General features: G+C 68.1%; 12 protein-coding genes. 7 read left to right on the plus strand and 5 right to left on the minus strand.

Translation table 11 applies throughout. From position 1 onward, the window contains the following. The first annotated feature begins 140 nt into the window (after nt 1–140). Genes QA861_RS00770 through QA861_RS00785 form a run of 4 tightly spaced genes read left to right on the plus strand, consistent with a single transcriptional unit; the run spans nt 141 to nt 5,225 of the window. Entirely contained in the window at nt 141–911 is a 771-nt protein-coding gene (locus tag QA861_RS00770; RefSeq protein WP_334586229.1) for a TnsA-like heteromeric transposase endonuclease subunit, read from the plus strand. Then, nucleotides 908–3,022 carry a TnsB C-terminal domain-containing protein gene (locus tag QA861_RS00775; RefSeq protein WP_334586230.1) on the plus strand — a complete coding sequence of 705 codons (2,115 nt, stop codon included), beginning with the start codon at nt 908–910 and terminating at the stop codon, nt 3,020–3,022. The genes QA861_RS00770 and QA861_RS00775 overlap by 4 nt, the downstream gene beginning before the upstream one ends. Next, nucleotides 3,019–4,083, plus strand: a complete 1,065-nt coding sequence (locus QA861_RS00780; protein WP_443041538.1) for a TniB family NTP-binding protein — start codon at nt 3,019–3,021, stop codon at nt 4,081–4,083. The genes QA861_RS00775 and QA861_RS00780 overlap by 4 nt, the downstream gene beginning before the upstream one ends. After that, the gene (locus tag QA861_RS00785; RefSeq protein ID WP_334586232.1) at nt 4,080–5,225 is read left to right on the plus strand and encodes a hypothetical protein; all 1,146 of its coding nucleotides are present in this window, start codon (nt 4,080–4,082) and stop codon (nt 5,223–5,225) included. The genes QA861_RS00780 and QA861_RS00785 overlap by 4 nt, the downstream gene beginning before the upstream one ends. A gap of 232 nt (nt 5,226–5,457) precedes the next feature. Here QA861_RS00785 and QA861_RS00790 read toward each other — a convergent pair whose 3' ends face one another. From QA861_RS00790 to QA861_RS00805, 4 genes are all read right to left on the minus strand, one after another. Beyond that, the gene (locus QA861_RS00790; RefSeq protein ID WP_334586233.1) at nt 5,458–6,021 is read right to left on the minus strand and encodes a hypothetical protein; all 564 of its coding nucleotides are present in this window, start codon (nt 6,019–6,021) and stop codon (nt 5,458–5,460) included. A 246-nt stretch (nt 6,022–6,267) separates the two neighbouring features. Beyond that, nucleotides 6,268–6,693, minus strand: a complete 426-nt coding sequence (locus QA861_RS00795; protein WP_334586234.1) for a hypothetical protein — start codon at nt 6,691–6,693, stop codon at nt 6,268–6,270. Beyond that, nucleotides 6,660–8,540, minus strand: coding sequence for a hypothetical protein (locus QA861_RS00800; RefSeq protein ID WP_334586235.1), 1,881 nt, complete (start codon nt 8,538–8,540; stop codon nt 6,660–6,662). Before QA861_RS00800 ends, QA861_RS00795 begins: the two co-directional genes overlap by 34 nt. A gap of 239 nt (nt 8,541–8,779) precedes the next feature. Beyond that, nucleotides 8,780–9,544, minus strand: a complete 765-nt coding sequence (locus QA861_RS00805; protein ID WP_334586236.1) for an IS5 family transposase — start codon at nt 9,542–9,544, stop codon at nt 8,780–8,782. Between the two features lie 307 nt (nt 9,545–9,851). Between QA861_RS00805 and QA861_RS00810 the strand changes: the two genes are divergently transcribed. After that, the gene (locus QA861_RS00810; protein WP_334586237.1) at nt 9,852–10,757 is read left to right on the plus strand and encodes a hypothetical protein; all 906 of its coding nucleotides are present in this window, start codon (nt 9,852–9,854) and stop codon (nt 10,755–10,757) included. A gap of 301 nt (nt 10,758–11,058) precedes the next feature. Here the strand turns inward: QA861_RS00810 and QA861_RS00815 are convergent, their stop codons facing one another. After that, complete coding sequence (locus QA861_RS00815) at nt 11,059–12,435, minus strand: IS1380 family transposase (RefSeq protein WP_334586238.1); 1,377 nt, start codon at nt 12,433–12,435, stop codon at nt 11,059–11,061. A 603-nt stretch (nt 12,436–13,038) separates the two neighbouring features. On the opposite strand from QA861_RS00815, the gene QA861_RS00820 reads away from it, so the two are divergent. Both QA861_RS00820 and QA861_RS00825 read left to right on the plus strand, forming a co-directional pair. Continuing rightward, nucleotides 13,039–13,287: a hypothetical protein gene (locus QA861_RS00820; protein WP_334586239.1), complete on the plus strand. Its 249-nt coding sequence runs from the start codon at nt 13,039–13,041 to the stop codon at nt 13,285–13,287. Nucleotides 13,288–13,430: 143 nt separating this feature from the next. Then, entirely contained in the window at nt 13,431–15,239 is a 1,809-nt protein-coding gene (locus tag QA861_RS00825; protein WP_334586240.1) for an SIR2 family protein, read from the plus strand. Nucleotides 15,240–15,270 lie beyond the last annotated feature (31 nt).

Consider the following 15,270-nt stretch of genomic DNA (forward strand, 5'->3'; position numbering starts at 1 on the left):
GAGCCCCACTGGCCTGCGTCGACCACATTGCCTGAGACGGGTTGTCACTCTTTCGGGTGGCGTCGCCGGACTCTGCCCACGGGCCCGGACGACGTGTCCCACGCTCGCATTGACAGGAGACACGCAGTGCGGAGGGCTGAGTGGACGGTTCCGCGGCGGCCTCCGCCCGCGAGTACACCGCAGACCTTGAAATCGGGGACATCGAGGTCGGGTTCGTCGATGCCGACGGAGTCGAGCGCTCCGGTCCGCTGACGCGCTGGTGGGCCGAGCCGTTCGAGCTCGCCTCGCCGGTGCGGTCGTTCAACGCGTTCAAGGGGCAGAAGAACTTCACCGGTGAGTACTGGGCGGCGATATCGGGTTCCCTGGTGGGCTACGAGTCGTGGGTGGAGCGGGACGCGGCGATGGCGCTGGACTTCGATCCGGCGGTGGTCGCCCTGGCGTCCCAGCCCTTCCGTCTCCTCTGGTCGGACAGGGGACGCGAGCGCGGGCACACCCCGGACTACTTCGCACGGCTGGCGGACGGCACCGGCGTCGTGGTCGACGTCCGTCCCGAGGGCCTGGTGGACGAGGCCACCGCCGAGGTCTTCGCGTTCACCGCGCGGGTCTGCGAGGCGGTGGGCTGGCAGTTCCGGCAGGTCGGCGACCTAGGCCAGCCCTACCGGGCGAACCTGCGCTGGCTGTCCCGCTACCGCCACGGCCGCTGCTGTCACGAGCCGTCGGCTGACCGGCTGCGGGATGTCTTCGCCGAACCCCTGCCCCTGCTCGCCGGGGCCGAGCAGGTCGGCGACCGACTGGCCGTGCTGCCGGTGCTCTACCACCTGCTCTGGCAGCAGGAACTGACGGCGGACTTGCTGAGGGCCCCGCTGGGCACCGACACCCTGGTGCACCTGGCCTCCCGGGGGCGGCGGTGAACTCCGCGCGGCCCGGGCGGCTGCGGCTCGGTGACCGGGTCAGGTTCCAGGAGCACACCTATACCGTGGTCGGCCTGACCGGGATGCAGATCCGGGTGGCCGACACCCACGGCACCGGGATGCTCGTCGACCAGGTCCACCTGCAGTCGGCCGAGGACTTCGCGGTCCTGGGGGCCGGTGACCGCACCGCGTTGGGCTCGGCCGCGCTGCTGGATCGCCTGCCCGGGCCGGTGGCGGAGCGCGCCCTGTGGTGGCAGCGGCACCTGGTCGAACTCCTCACCGGCCTGCCGCCCGACGCGACTGCGGGGGTCCGGGTCAAGCCCGAGTACGACCCGGCTGGCCGTTCGCTGGCGCAACGCGAGCGGGCGAAGGCGGATGAACTGGTCGCGCTGGGCGAGGAGATCACGGCGCGGACGGTCAAGCGCAAGCGCCAGCAGTACGAGGCCGGCGGGATCGCGGCGGTGGTGGACCACCGGCTCGCCCCGCACGCCTCGCTGACCGGGCGGGCCGACCCGCGGGTGGTGGCCGCGATCCGCCAGGCGATCGGCGAGAGCGTCCCGGCCTCCACCCGCACGATCGAGCACGCACGCTGGCGGACCGAGCGGATTCTGGAGGCCGAGTACGGCCAGGGCGTGGTGGAGATGCCCTCGCGCCCGACGTTCTACCGGCTGTTCGACAAGCTGTCGCATGGAGTCCACGTCACCGGCTCGGCTCGCACCCGCCGCTCGTTGGCCGACCAGCCCGAGGGGCCGTTCCGCTACGAGTCGGTCGCCGCCCCCGGCGAGCTGATGCAGATCGACTCCACCCCGCTGGACGTGCTGGTGCGGTTGGACCACGGGGTCCCCGGCCGGGTGGAACTCTGCGCCCTCATCGACCTGGCGACGCGCACCATCGCCGCCGCGGTGGTGCGGCCCACCACCAAGTCGGTGGACGCCTGCCTGCTGCTGGCCCGCGCGCTGACCCCGGAGCCGATGCGGCCCGGCTGGGTCCAGGCCCTGGCGATGTCCCGATCGGTGCTGCCGCACCGCAGACTGCTGACCCTGGACGAGCGCCTGGAGCACGCCGCGGCCCGGCCCGTGATCATCCCGGAGACCATCGTCTGCGACCGGGGCAAGGCGTTCATCTCGGACAACTTCCGCTCCGCCTGCCGCACCCTGGAGATCAACTTCCAGCCCTGCCACCCACGCTCCCCAGCGGAGAAACCTCATATCGAACGCACACTCGAATCAGTGGCCACGCTGTTCTGCCAGTTCCTCCCCGGCTACCTCGGCCGCACCGCCGAGCACCGCGGCCGGGACGTGGACGATGAGCCGCTGTGGTCGATGCTGGAGATCCAGGAATTCCTCGATGAATGGCTTGTCGCGAAGTGGCAATCGAGGCCCCATGACGGGCTCCGCGACCCGGGCGTCCCGGGCCGGACCTTCACCCCGAACCAGAAGTACGCCGCGCTGGTCGAGAGCGCCGGCTACGTCCCCCTCGCCCTGGGCGGCGACGACTACGTCGAACTGCTGCCCGCGACCTGGCGGGCCGTCAACTCCTACGGCATCAAAATCAACAACCGCATCTACGACTGCCCCGACCTGGCCCCGTTCCGGCGCCAGCCCTCCGGCGTCACGCGCAAGCGGAACCTGTGGGAGATCCGCCGCGACCCCTACGACGCCGCCTGGATCTGGATGCGCCACCACTGGGAGACCGGCTGGATCCCGGTCCCCTGGAAGCACCTGGGCAGCGTCCCGCAGCCCTTCGGCGACCTGGCCTGGGACCATGCGGCAGCCGACCTGCGAGGCAAGGGCAACCCGACACCCACCGAAGAGGAGACCGCCCAGGCTGTCGCCAAGCTCCTGGTCAGAGCCAGCCAGGGACCGGCCGGCCAGAGCGATGGACCGGCCTCGCGGCCGTCCAAGCGCGACCGGCGCGTCGCCGCCCGGACCCGAGCCGCCGCCGAGAGCCCCGGACCGCGTCCGCCCAGGCCAGAGCCGCCTCCAGTCGTCGAGGATCAGGCGCATCTCCACGGTGATGAGGCGGTGGACGGCACCGATGACGAGCCGATCGCGAAGGTCATTCCCCTCGGCGTCTTCGACCCCTTCAAGGAGGCGGACAAGCGATGGTGACCGTGACCGGACCCACCCCCGGCCAGGACTCGGACCCGGGCCGGCAGTACGGATGGCGAAGCGCCCTGGAACGCGAGGACCTGCACCGCTACCTCACCACGCTGGAGGGCTGGCGGGAGTTCACCATCCAGGACCCGGTTCCGCCCGACCTGCTGCCCGCACCTGCGCTCGCGGACCTGGACCCGGACGAACGACTGGACTACGACGACGACCGCCTCGACTACCACACCCGTCTGACCGTGGCCGCGACCTCCACCTTGCGCACCGTCGTCCACGCGGGCAGGCGGTTGACCCTGCTCAACCGGCACGCGATCAGCGCCCGCCGGGGCCTGATCCTGTCCGGCGCGGCCGGGACCGGAAAGACCACCGCACTCACCCAGTTCGGCAAGACCATCGAGGTCATCGACCGGCGCCAGCACCCCGGCATCGACGGCCGGATCCCGGTGGTCTACGTCACCGTCCCGCCCGCCGCGACCTCGCGCATGCTGGCCGTGGAGTTCGCCCGCTTCCTGGGCCTGCCCGTCACCAACCGCGCCAACATCACCGATGTCATCGAGGCCGTCTGCGGCGTCCTGATCGACGCGAGAGTGAGCGTCGTATGTGTCGATGAGCTCCACAATCTCTCGCTCACGACCAGGAACGGCGCGGAGGTATCGGACACGCTGAAGTACTTCTCGGAACGGATCCCGGCCACTTTCGTCTACGCCGGAGTGGACCTGGAGGCGAACGGGCTGTTCAACGGCACCCGCGGCCGACAGATCGCCGGGCGCTTCGCGGTCATCGACACCGTTCCCTTCCCCCGCACCGCGGAATGGACCGGCCTGGTCAGCACCTTCGAGGAGGCCCTGCGGCTGCACCACCACAAGCCCAAGACCCTGGAAGGACTGGCCGGCTACCTCCACCAGCGCACCGGCGGCATGATCGGCAGCCTGTCCCACCTCATCCGCGGGGCCGCCATCGACGCCATCCTGGACGGCACCGAGAAGATCACCCGGAAGTCGCTCACCGGCGTCAAGCTCGACCGCGCGGCCCAGACCCGCAAACCCGGACCCGCCGCTTGAGCACCGACGGCAGCGACGGTGACCGGCCCAGGTTGCTGCCGGCCCGTCCCCGCCCCAAGGCCGGGGAGACCACGGACTCCTACATCCGTCGGCTCTCCCGAGCCAACCATCTCAAGCCCAGCTACCTGCGCGGCTATCTGGCGGGACCTCCCAACTGGCTCGGCCGCCCCCGCGCCGAACGACTCGCGGCCCTGACCGGCCGACAGCAGACCGCTCTGGAAAAGGCATTGGTGGACCTTCTCCCACCCGCACGGACGAAAACCGTCAAGCGGACCACCCCTCAAGAGACCACCGCCCGCAGGACGGACAGATCCGCGCTCTTCTCCGCGATCCGCCAAGACGCCCGCGCCGAAGGGCTGTCGCTTCGCGCACTCGCCGAACGCCACCATGTCCACCGCCGCACCGTCCGTCACGCCCTCGACTCCCCGACACCCCCACCGCGGAAACCTCCACCCGCCCGTGAGAGACCGGCCCTGGATCGAGCCCGTCCCGTCATCGACGCGATGCTCGACAACCACGCGGAGGCAAACGACGGTCAGCCCCTGACCACCCGCTTCATCTGGGAGCACCTCCTGGACGAACACGACTCCGAGGTCTCCTACGCCACCGTTCGGGACTACATTGCCCAGCTCCGGCAGCAGACTCTCGAAGACGATGCCTTCCCCGTCCGTGAACGGAGACGTCGCTCTGGCAACATTCTCTCCACCAGCGCCGGCACGACTCAGGGGCCCGTCATTCAGCACTACCGGGAGTTGCTCGCGGCCGTGGGACAACGGCCGTCGGCCCACGGTCTCGACGGAACCTACGCGTCCATGACCGCCTTCGTCCTCGGCTGCGACGCCGGAAATTCAAACGGCATGCTCGCCGGCTTCCGCGAATGGCTGGTCGTCCGCCTCGACCACGGCAACAACCTCGCCTGGCCCTCTCTCGTCCGGCATCTCGCCCCCAACGGCTTCGTGCACCCCCTGACACCGGCAGCCGACACGGCTGCCGTCGGCGCCCTCTTCCAACTGCTCGACGAGTTCCTGGAACTACGCGAAGGTCGCGACGGCCCTCTCAAGATCTACGGCGCCTACCAAGCGTGGCTGAACGCCCAGAACTGGTATCACCCAGATCCGTCTCCGACGGACCAGATCAACTGAGACGACGACCCGCATCCACACCTGCGGGACCAGATCAACTGAGAAACCCGGCATCCTGGCGTCTCAATCCATCTGGTCGTCGCTGGTCACAGCCCTGCCCGCAGACCAGATCATTTGAGACGGGACACGAATCACAACAAACCATTGCTGGTCAGATGCCATACCAGACAAGATCACAGAAACCCTCTCCACACCTCCAACACCGCAGTTCACCGCCATGTTGCTGTCGTAACTAGACGGAAGACAGACACCCGAGCAGCGGTGTATAGATCGCCACGTCGGGGTCATCGAGCAGCATGTTCGTGTCGACCGCCACACGCACCGCCCAGGCGTCATCCGGCAGGAGCTCGCCCAGCTTCCGGAGCGTGGCCACGGCCACCTTGACCTTGTCGACGGCCTTGTCGACGGCCTTGTCGACGGCCTTGTCGACGGCCTTGTCGATGCTTGCCGGCACGGGGGTGTCCCGGGGCCGTACAAGCCAGCGCTGCAGCAGGGCAAGGCTCCCGTCGAGGCGCTTGGTGACCTCCGGAGTCGGGTGCGGGAACAACAGCCGGAACAACGGCTCCCACTCCCGTACGCGCCCAAGGAGTTCCATCCTTCGTGTCTCGAGCTCGGGGCCGCTGGGTACCCAGCCCCACTTCGCGGCACCGAAGTGCACGAAGCCGCCGGACCGACGGTTCGGGTCGACGTTCCGGATCTGTGAGTCCGCAAGGATTTTGAGGAAGTCCGCTTCGATCCGGTCCAGGTCGGACCGGAGGCGTTCCAGGTACGTCGGCGGGGCTTGTGTGGCGGCCATCTGCCGATGATGCCGCACACCTCTGACAACCCATTCCCGTTCCGCCCGGGATCTTCTCCGTTACTACTTCCCCCACGAGCCCACCGCTGTGTCGCGGGCTACCACAGGGCTCGCCAATGCACACGGTCGGGACGCCCCGAACTCCCGGCTGCGTCTGCGTCACGCCCACCGCCGGGAGTTCGGTGTGCACCGAGCACCAGGTAAGACGCCCCACAGCATCACTGGGGGCGTCTTACCGCACACGCGTCAGGAGGTGAGTACGAACCAGTCGTCGGCAGGCGGCCACCTCCGCGGGCGCATCACATCCCGGATCCGCAGGAGGTCGGCGCACCGGCCCTCGATCGCGTCCACGGCCTCCGGCGGCGTGTGATCGGTGAGCCTCAGGACGCGGATCCGGGCAAAGGTCCCGCGTTTCGCCGGGTTGTTGTCGTGCCTGTCCAGCCGTCCGAGCAGGCCGTCCGCACGGTTGGCCTGCCCCAGCCAGCGGAGACGGTGCTCCGTGTCTGAGATCAGGTAGATCGCGGTGGTGATGTCCAGTTCCTCGTACCGCCACCGCTCGGCCCAGCGCACGGGCCGGAAGAGAACCTCGTCGAGGTACCGGCCGGCTGCTCGGGGCAGTGCGCCCAGGCGGCCGTCGGTCAGGACCGGGCCGGTCGGCAGGGCTCCGCGCACAGGGCGTCACCCTCCTCCGTGAACTCTTCCTCGAACTCCGCCAGGTCGTCGTCCTCGTCGGAGTCGCTGGCCTCCGTGAGGAACTTCTCCGACGCGGACTCCTCGATGGTCGGGTTGCCGTACTGCATGTCGATGATGGCCGACTTCAGCATGCCCACGTCGGAGTGCACCACGGACAGAGCGCGGAGAAGAGCGGCGATTTCCTGCTCCACGGCTCCGTGCAGAGGCCGCTGACCGGCCCCCTGCGCGTCGGACAGAAGGGACCGCGCTGTCTTGAGCACCTCGACCAGGGCCGCGGGCAGATCGCCGGTGACTGCGTCGTAGAAGCGGCCACGGGTGTCGTTGAAGATCTCCAGGGGAGTCGGGTCCGGAGGCTGCGGGGTCGTCCCATCGGTGCTGCTGCCCCGGGGCGTGAACGCCGGCGGGCGCTTGGTCTGGGCCTTCGGGAAGACCGCGTCGAACCATGACTTGTCCGCCTTGGTGTCTTCGATGGGAAGGCCTTCGGGGTCCACCTGCCGGGGCGTGGTGTTCTTGGCCGTTGCCCTGGCGAGCTCGTTCATCAGCCCGACCGTCCGGCGGGGCTGGCTGAGCATGGCCTTGCGGGCGTTGATCGTGCTCCGGCGGATCTTCTTGTCAGCGACGGTTTCGCCGTCCTCGAGCTCCCCGCTGCCGCTCTGTGCACCGATCGACCCACGGTCCGCCTCGATGATCTTGCACTCGGCGAGCCAGTGGATGCCGCGGGTAGTCAGGAAGCGGTCGAGCGCATCGAGATCGAGCGGCTGACCGGCGGTACTGACGGTGCCGATCACTTTGTCCCACGCGGGTTCCTCGGCGAGGTGCCCCTGGGACTTGATGAAGGTGCTGCTCAGCAGGCCGTCCAGGACGCGAGGATTCCAGCGGAAGCTGTATCCCTCGCCGATCACCGAGGAGACCATGCGCAGGCGGTGCCAGACGTGGTCCTTGCTCGTGGCGTAGCGGGCCGGCTCGCCCAACACCCGGCGCAGGGCCCTGGCCCGGGCGGGGTCCTTGGGGAAGACTACGGCGTACAGAGCGCGGTCGCGCCGGTCGCGGGCAGTGACGATGGCTTCGCCGGGACGGTGCTCGGGATCGCGACCCTCCCCGGCGAGCCAGGCGCGCTCCTCCTCGCTGATCCATCCACGCTGCTTCGCATCCCGCAGAACGGCACGCAGGTCGGAGGCCGCCTTCTCGACCAGGGTGTAGCCCAGGGGCGGGCGCCGGTGGTCGGCCCTGTTCGGGTCGAAGACGACGTTGTGGAAGTCCTCCGGGGCGGAGGTACCCACAATGATCTGCATCCTGACCGTGGCGACCATGGCGGCCTGCTTCGCCTGGCCATGGAGAGAGTGCCGTTCGTCGTCGAAGGCGACGCGCAGCCTCTCCGCGAACGCCGGCACCCACACCGCAGGGTCGGCCACCTTCGCGGGAACGCCGTCGACACCGTCGAGTCCGAGGAGACCGCGATCGATGCCGAAGATGATGTCCTTCGGCACCAGGCCGTGAAGCGCGAGGCGGGCCCGGCTCCGGTTCGCGCCCTTGACGGCGGTCGCGTCGAGAACCCGGCGCACCTGGGCAGTGATGCCACCGTCCAGTTCCTTGACCGGTTCCCGGACCTGACGCAGCAGCAGGGCGTGCAGGGTGGTCTCGTTTTGCCCGTAGACCTGCATGTCGTCGATCAGCTTGTAGCCGCGGTCTCCGTCGGCCTGGTCGAGGGCATCGGTCATGGTGCCGATCAGCCCGCTCAGCGTCTGGCTGTCCACCGGGGCCGCGGTCGTCAGGAATGCCGCCGGCAGCGCGCCCTCGTGTCGGCCAGTGACCAGGCGTGGAAGCATCCGAGCCGGGTCAGGTTGTATGTTCAGCGATGGGGGGTTGAACTGCCTCCGGCAGACCACTGTGCGGTGCAGGCGCGTCAGTGGCCGAGCACGGAGGCCTCCGGCCGACGCTCAACCCGAAGCACCGGCTCCGATGCCGGATGCCGCCGCGCCGCCCTAGCCCGCCCCACCCTTCTCTCATTCGGGCAGGGACAGCGGCAACAGAGGGGATGTCAGCACCCACTGAGCCTTTTCCATCCTCAGTCTGAGCTGGTCAGATGGAGGGTGAGGACAGCCTGGACGAGGCTCGTGATTCGGGTCGTCGAGCAGCGGAGCTTGCGCAGGACCCGCCAGGACTTGAGGGTGGCGATGGCCTGTTCGACCAGTGCCCGCACCTTTGCGTGGGACCGGTTGACGGCCTGCTGACCGGCGGACAGCTTCTCCCATCGGCCACGGTAAGGGAGGCGGACCGTGCCGCCCGCGCCCTGGTAACCCTTGTCCGCCCAGCAGTTGATGCCGGCCTCGGCGAGAGCATCGATGATGCCGTGCTCGCGTGCGGCCCTGACGTCATGGACGGCACCGGCCAGGGCTGGTGAAGCCCACAGGAGACGACCCTTCGGATCGGCTATGACCTGCACGTTCATGCCGTGCTTCTTGTGTTTGCCCGAGTAGAAGGGCCGGTCGGCGGCGATCCTGTCGATCGGCAGAAGCGTCCCGTCCAGGAGCAGGTACGCCTTCATCGACGCGGCCCGTACTGCTTCGGCGAGCGTGGGGGCAAGGGCGGCCAGGAGCTCAACGGCCTCCGTGATGTAGCGGTAGGCGGTGGTGGTGCCGATCCCGAAACCGGCCGCGAGCTGGGCGTAGGGCTGGCCGTTGCGGAGGTGGGCGAGGGCGAGCAGGGCCTGTCGGCCCGCACTCAGCCGCCGCCATCGGGTTCCGAGAGCGTGGCGGTGTTTCCTCAAGCGGGCGGCGAGGAAGCGGAGGGCAGAGCTGGACACGTCGACGCCGGACGGGTAGACAAGCATGCGAAGCCTCTGGTGGAGACGGTTCTCTTCGTCGAAAACCCATCTACCAGGGGCTTCACCCGTTTGTGAGGCCAACTACCCAGCTGGTGCGGGAGGTTGGAAAAGGCTCACTATCATGCACAAACTAGCTTCTGATCAGGCCAGTTGAAAGGCTGGCCACGGGACCACCCCAAAGGGCCCACGGCCGCCTCAGCTCTGGTCCGCTACGACCTCCACCTGGCAAAAGGCACCACGCCGTCGCGGACAACTGCAACCATCTCGACAGCAAGGTCGCCACAGCCCATCGCCCAGACGGAGGACTTCACAGATGACTCAGGGCACTCCGCCTCCACAACCAGCCAGCCCTCAGCCGCCCTCACCTTCTGGGACGCCTATCGACTGGAATTCGCTCTTCCAGTCACTTGCTCTACCCATCATTCTGGGTGGCTTTGGGGCCGTAGCCACCTGGTTCATTGACCTTCCTGACGAAATTCACCCCATCATGCTCAGCCTGCTCGCCGCCTGCGCTGCAATGTTCTATTGGCTTAACACCCGGGCTGACCAGCCAATCCGCCCAAATCTCACCCCAGAGCAGGCACAGACAGAGACCGACGAGCGCTCCAAAGTACGGCGCCGCAGCATCATCGCCACATGTGCCAGCCTCCTCGTTCTGGTCGTACTCGCTGTCTTATGGACTGTCCCCTCCCTTAACAAACAGAGCTCCAACAAGCAGGACGTATCCGATACCAAAAGCGGAGCGACTCTGACAGAAATCCAGTTGGCGAAGGCGGCAGACCGCCTCGACTACAACTACCCGCCCAACAACGAGAATGTTTCTCGCTGTTTCCAAGTCCAGGGAGCTGGAACTATCCCTCACGGTTACGCCCTGTGGGTCGTTCATCAAAACAACAAGAAGAACCCAGAGGGCGACGACGAACCCGCCCCCGGCGCCTACTTCGATCTGATGAGGGCTGATTACCCTGGGGATTCAAGCGCTTGGGAGACGGACATCATCCGCGTCGGAAGTGAGAAGCCAAGTGAGAACGGCAAGTACTACTGGGTCAGTGTCTACCTCGTCCCCCCGGTGACCGACACCCTTCTCCTGGGAATCGGAGGCGCCAAAGGCGGTCTCACCATCAGTTCCTCGCCCAAGAAACTCAGCGACTCCATCCACGCCCCTGCCGTACGAATTAAACAGGTCAAAATCCACCGCACATCAGGAACCACTTGCTAAACGTGATCGGCACACCAGCCTGGCCGATCTCTGGGTTCACTAAGGACGGACTTCCCTCCGCTACCGGAGGGTTGGGAGTCAGCGGGTGCTGGTGTAGGCCCGTATGGCGGGAGCGAGCAGGCGCAGGACGCCTTCTAGCCTCGATCTTTCGTGACGGTCCGTCGGTTCTTTCGGTGGGCCGTTTCGGCTTGTCGCACGGATTGTGGGCAGGGGTGCGGCCCGGCTGTCGTGCCGGGTGAACGCCGGTTTCCACGGTTCCGGCGGGAGTGCTGCTGGTGCAGGGACGGGCTGTTGTGCCTGGTCAGCCTGGGTTTGGAAGGGCGGCGAGTCGCCGGACAGCGTCGGTGATCACGTCGGTCCAGGGCCAGTGACGGGCGAACCGGAGGTGCCGCCGACGGGCAGTGCTGACCAGCTGAGCGGCGGCGGAGAACAGCCGCAGCCGCAGTCTGCGGGGCTCCCAGAGCCGGGGCTTGCCGGCCAGCGCGAGCATGGGCAGCCAGGCCAGCAGGTCGAGTGCGAGCTGGACGATCTCCAGCCAGATCTGGTTCTGGGCGGTGTCGTGCAGGGGCAGGTTGCGCAGGCCGGTGGCACGCGCATTGCGGATGCGGTCCTCCGCCCTGGCTCGTCGGCGGTGCCGCAGTTCCAGGTCCGTGATCTTCCCGTCCGATGTGTTGGTGGCGAAGCAGGTGAGCCGTAGTCCGTCGGCATCGGTGAAGCGCAACTGGGCGCCGGGGTGCGGCCGTTCCTTGCGGACCACCAGCCGCATTCCCCGGGGCCAGCCCTTGAGGACGTCGCCGTCGAGTTCGGCGGTCCAGGCGCCCTCGCGGATCTCGCCGCCGGGTTCGACGGCGGGTGTCCAGGCGGAGGCCGGGACCTTCAGCACGGCCTGATGGATGGCGTCGGTGATGGTCATCCCGACCGAGTACGACAGCCACCTCCCGCGCTTGGAGAGCCAGGCCAGGAACTCGTGAGTACCGCCCGCGGAGTCGGTGCGGATCAGTGTGGAGCGGCCTCGCCGATGCCGTTTCGGGAGCTGGGCCAGGGCGAGCCGGGTGGTGGTGATGTGGTCGGCCGCGGTGTTGCTGCCCGCGTTCCCCGGCCGCAGCAGGGCCGCGACAGGCTCTCCGGTGCCGCCGCTTCCGTGATCGACGAAGCCCATCAACGGGTGGTGGCCGAAGGACTTCTTCCAGGTCGCAGCCGCGTCCTGCTTCTCGGAGTGCGCCAGCACCAGCACACCGTCCAGGTCCACGATCACCTCGCCCGCGGTATCCGGCGACGACGTCCCGGCCAGCTTCCATACCCGCGCGCGTACTTCGGACCGCGCGGCACGGATCGCATCCAGGGCCTTCGGGCCGGCCGTGGCGAGGGTGTCGACGAGCCGCGAGACGGTCGGGTCGGAAGCCACCGGCCCGAACACCGCCGGCTCGGCCCGCAGCATTCCCACATCCGCCAGACAGTCCCCGCCGAGCGCGACCGCCAGGGCCACATCCAGCAGTATCTTCCCCGGATCGTGCACCGCCCGCGGCTTGCGCCACGGTGTCAGCGCCGCAGATATCTCCTGGTCCAGCCCAGCCTTACGGGCCGTCTCCACGAGCAGGACGCCTCCCGCCTGCGAGACCACTGCCCGGCCACCACCCTCGACACGGACACGCGGGTAGGACCCGATACGCTTCTTCACCTGGGAAGTGCCTCCGACGGTGGCAGGAACAAGGACCTCGACAATCCTCATTCTTGCTGGTCAGAGGCGCTTTCTGCTTTTCTGGCCACCCGTCGGACAACCTGCACCGGCGACTCCTCGAGGTGAACTACGCGGAGCCGACCATGTGAAGGTGACGAGGCAAACGACCCTGTCCGCACCCCGGGTCCCGTTCTTTACCGTGCGGGCGACCTCATCATTGCGAGCATAAACGGTCACGGGAGAGCCGCCGGGAAGCCCCAAGTGGATGGCGACGTGCCGCTTCACCTGGGAGGTGCTTCCTTGCTCGCACCCAACAGGACCCTCGACAAGCCCCAATCGCACTGGCCAGAGGGCATGTCCCCCGGCTGTGCTCAAGCCTGGACAGCCCGGCTGGTGAAAGCCCGAGGCTAGGCCGAGGCCGATCGGCTTGTGTGTGGAGGGGGGCCAGCAGGGCTGCCGCACCCTGACGAGGTGAGGCGGCTGGTAGTCGAGGCCTTCCCCGAGGGGTGAGGGGGAGCCGGGGCTGGTGTAGGCAGCAGCGCACTTGGCCGCGGCCGCTGGGATGGGGCCAGAGACATTTGCGGCGAGGCACTCGGCGCGCTGATGTCCGGCGTGGCCTGGGCGCCGGTCGCCAAGTCCGCGAGCCGGGGCGGGCGCGAGGGCACCCTGGAGAGCTGGTGCGGGCAGACGCGCGTCGACCCACTCGCCCGCCTGTCAGCGGCCGACGAGGCGGAGTTGGCCGCCGCGCGGGATGCGTGGGGGCGGATTCTCGCCGGGCGGCACGTTCCCGAGCCCCACATCCACTCCACGGGCTGCGTCGGCAAGACGCAGCCCGCCGTCGAGTACTCCTAGCGGCACGAGTCGACGTAAGACGTCATGTAGTGGCTGCCCACCCGATCACCCACATTTATCGTCAATGTGACGTTAATCTTGGTAGAGTCGGTCCCGAGACACCGGGTCCCCGGCCCGGCAACAGTCCAAGAAGGAGCGCCGCCATGCCGTCGAGCAGTACACCAACAAGCCCAGGTGCACTGGTGGTTCCTCCGGGCAGCGCCCTCGACCCCATGGTGGTCCTGGCCACCAGCGTGCACGCCAGTCCGCGGGTCTACGCCCTTCTCCTGGGCGCTGGCGTCTCGATGGGGGCCGGGATCAAGACCGGGTGGGGCGTCGTCACGGACCTCGTGCGCAGGGCGGCCGCTGCGGACGACCCGAATTCCGAGACCGCGAGCGAGGACGCCGCGCAGGATCCGCAGGCCTGGTGGGAGGCCAAGGGAGCCGGCCCGCTCGGCTACTCCGCGCTCCTTGCCGCACTCGGGCCAACCCCGGCTGCACGGCAGACCCTTCTGTCGGGATACTTCGATGCCGATCCCGACGACGCGGACGACAAGCGGCCCGGCGCGGCGCATCACGCCATCGCGGAACTCGTACGCCGCGGGAGCATCGGGGTGATCATCACCACCAACTTCGACCGGCTGACCGAGCGCGCGCTGGAAGAGGCCGGCATCACGCCCGAGATCATCCACCGGCCCGACGAGTACGCCGGCACAGCGCCCCTCCAACACCGCAGGGTGGCGGTCATCAAGGTGCACGGCGACTACCTGGACCACGAGTCGCTCAACACCGACGAGGAACTCAGCACCTACCCCAAAGAGCAGGCCGCCTTCCTCGACCGCGTCTTCGACGAGTACGGGCTGATCATCTGCGGATGGTCCGCCGACTGGGACAAGGCCCTGGTGCAGGCCATCTCCGGTATCCGCACACGCCGCTACCCGATGTTCTGGTCGCAGTACGGCACCCAAGGCGACAAGGCCCAGGATCTGGCGGCGCGTCACAACGCGGCCATCATCACCGGGGCCACCGCGGACGAGTTCTTTCCCGACCTCGTACGGCGCCTCGAAGCCCTCGACAAACTCGCCGAGCTTCCCCCCACCCGCGAGATGGCCGTCGCCCAGCTCAAACGCGCACTGCCCGACCCGGTACGCCGCATCGATCTGGACGACCTCCTCACCCGCGCCACCGACCTGGTCATCGGCCGGGCGACACCCGACAACTACCCGCTGCACGGCGACGTGTTCGAGCAAAACGCCACCGGCTACCGCCGCGACGCCGACACTCTCCTGCACCTCCTGGCCGCAGGAGTCTTCCACGACGACGGCACACACGACGCCCTGTGGGTACGCACCGTCCAGCGACTCGCCCGCCTACGCCAGACACTGCCCCCAAGCCACACCGGGGACCTTGAAGCACTACGCCACTACCCCGCCCTGCTCGCCGCATGGACCATGGGAGTCGCCGCAGTGATCGCCGGGCGCGAGGAGTTCATCGGGACCATCCTCACCAAGCCCGTCTTCAAATCACCCCTTCGCCAGGACCCTGAAGAGGCAGCCATCTTCCTCAACTCCTGGGACGTACTGCCCAAGAACAGCCTCGACCGATTCTGCCGGCTCAACCCCCAGCAAGCGTGGAAGTACCCCGCCTCCCACTACCTGCGCCAGGAAACCGTGGAAGTCCTCCGCACGATCGAGCCGGACGATGCAGCTATCGACGCCGCCTGCGACCGCTTCGAGTTCCTGGCGTCACTGTTCACGTACGACAGCGCGGCACCGCGTCGTCGCGGGATGCCCTGGCCAGGACGTTATCTGTTCGAGAGCCGCTGGGGCGAAGACGGCCGCGGCTTGTTCGCCGAGATCTCCGCAGACGCTGACTTGCGTGCCCGACTGGAACCGGCACTACGGAACACCACCATGGACAAGGCACTCACCGAACTGGCCGAATGGCGCCAGCGATACCACAGCGACTTCTGACGGGACTTACCCAGATCCGTTCAGTTGGGCC

It is taken from the genome of Streptomyces sp. B21-083, assembly GCF_036898825.1.
Taxonomy (GTDB): Bacteria; Actinomycetota; Actinomycetes; order Streptomycetales; family Streptomycetaceae; genus Streptomyces.

Coding starts and splice junctions, on each gene's coding strand:
- QA861_RS00790 (WP_334586233.1), bottom strand. CDS start 6,021: ATGGCCGCCACACAAGCCCCGCCGACGTACCTGGAACGCCTCCGGTCC.
- QA861_RS00800 (WP_334586235.1), bottom strand. CDS start 8,540: ATGCTTCCACGCCTGGTCACTGGCCGACACGAGGGCGCGCTGCCGGCG.
- QA861_RS00805 (WP_334586236.1), bottom strand. CDS start 9,544: ATGCTTGTCTACCCGTCCGGCGTCGACGTGTCCAGCTCTGCCCTCCGC.
- QA861_RS00810 (WP_334586237.1), top strand. CDS start 9,852: ATGACTCAGGGCACTCCGCCTCCACAACCAGCCAGCCCTCAGCCGCCC.
- QA861_RS00820 (WP_334586239.1), top strand. CDS start 13,039: ATGTCCGGCGTGGCCTGGGCGCCGGTCGCCAAGTCCGCGAGCCGGGGC.
- QA861_RS00825 (WP_334586240.1), top strand. CDS start 13,431: ATGCCGTCGAGCAGTACACCAACAAGCCCAGGTGCACTGGTGGTTCCT.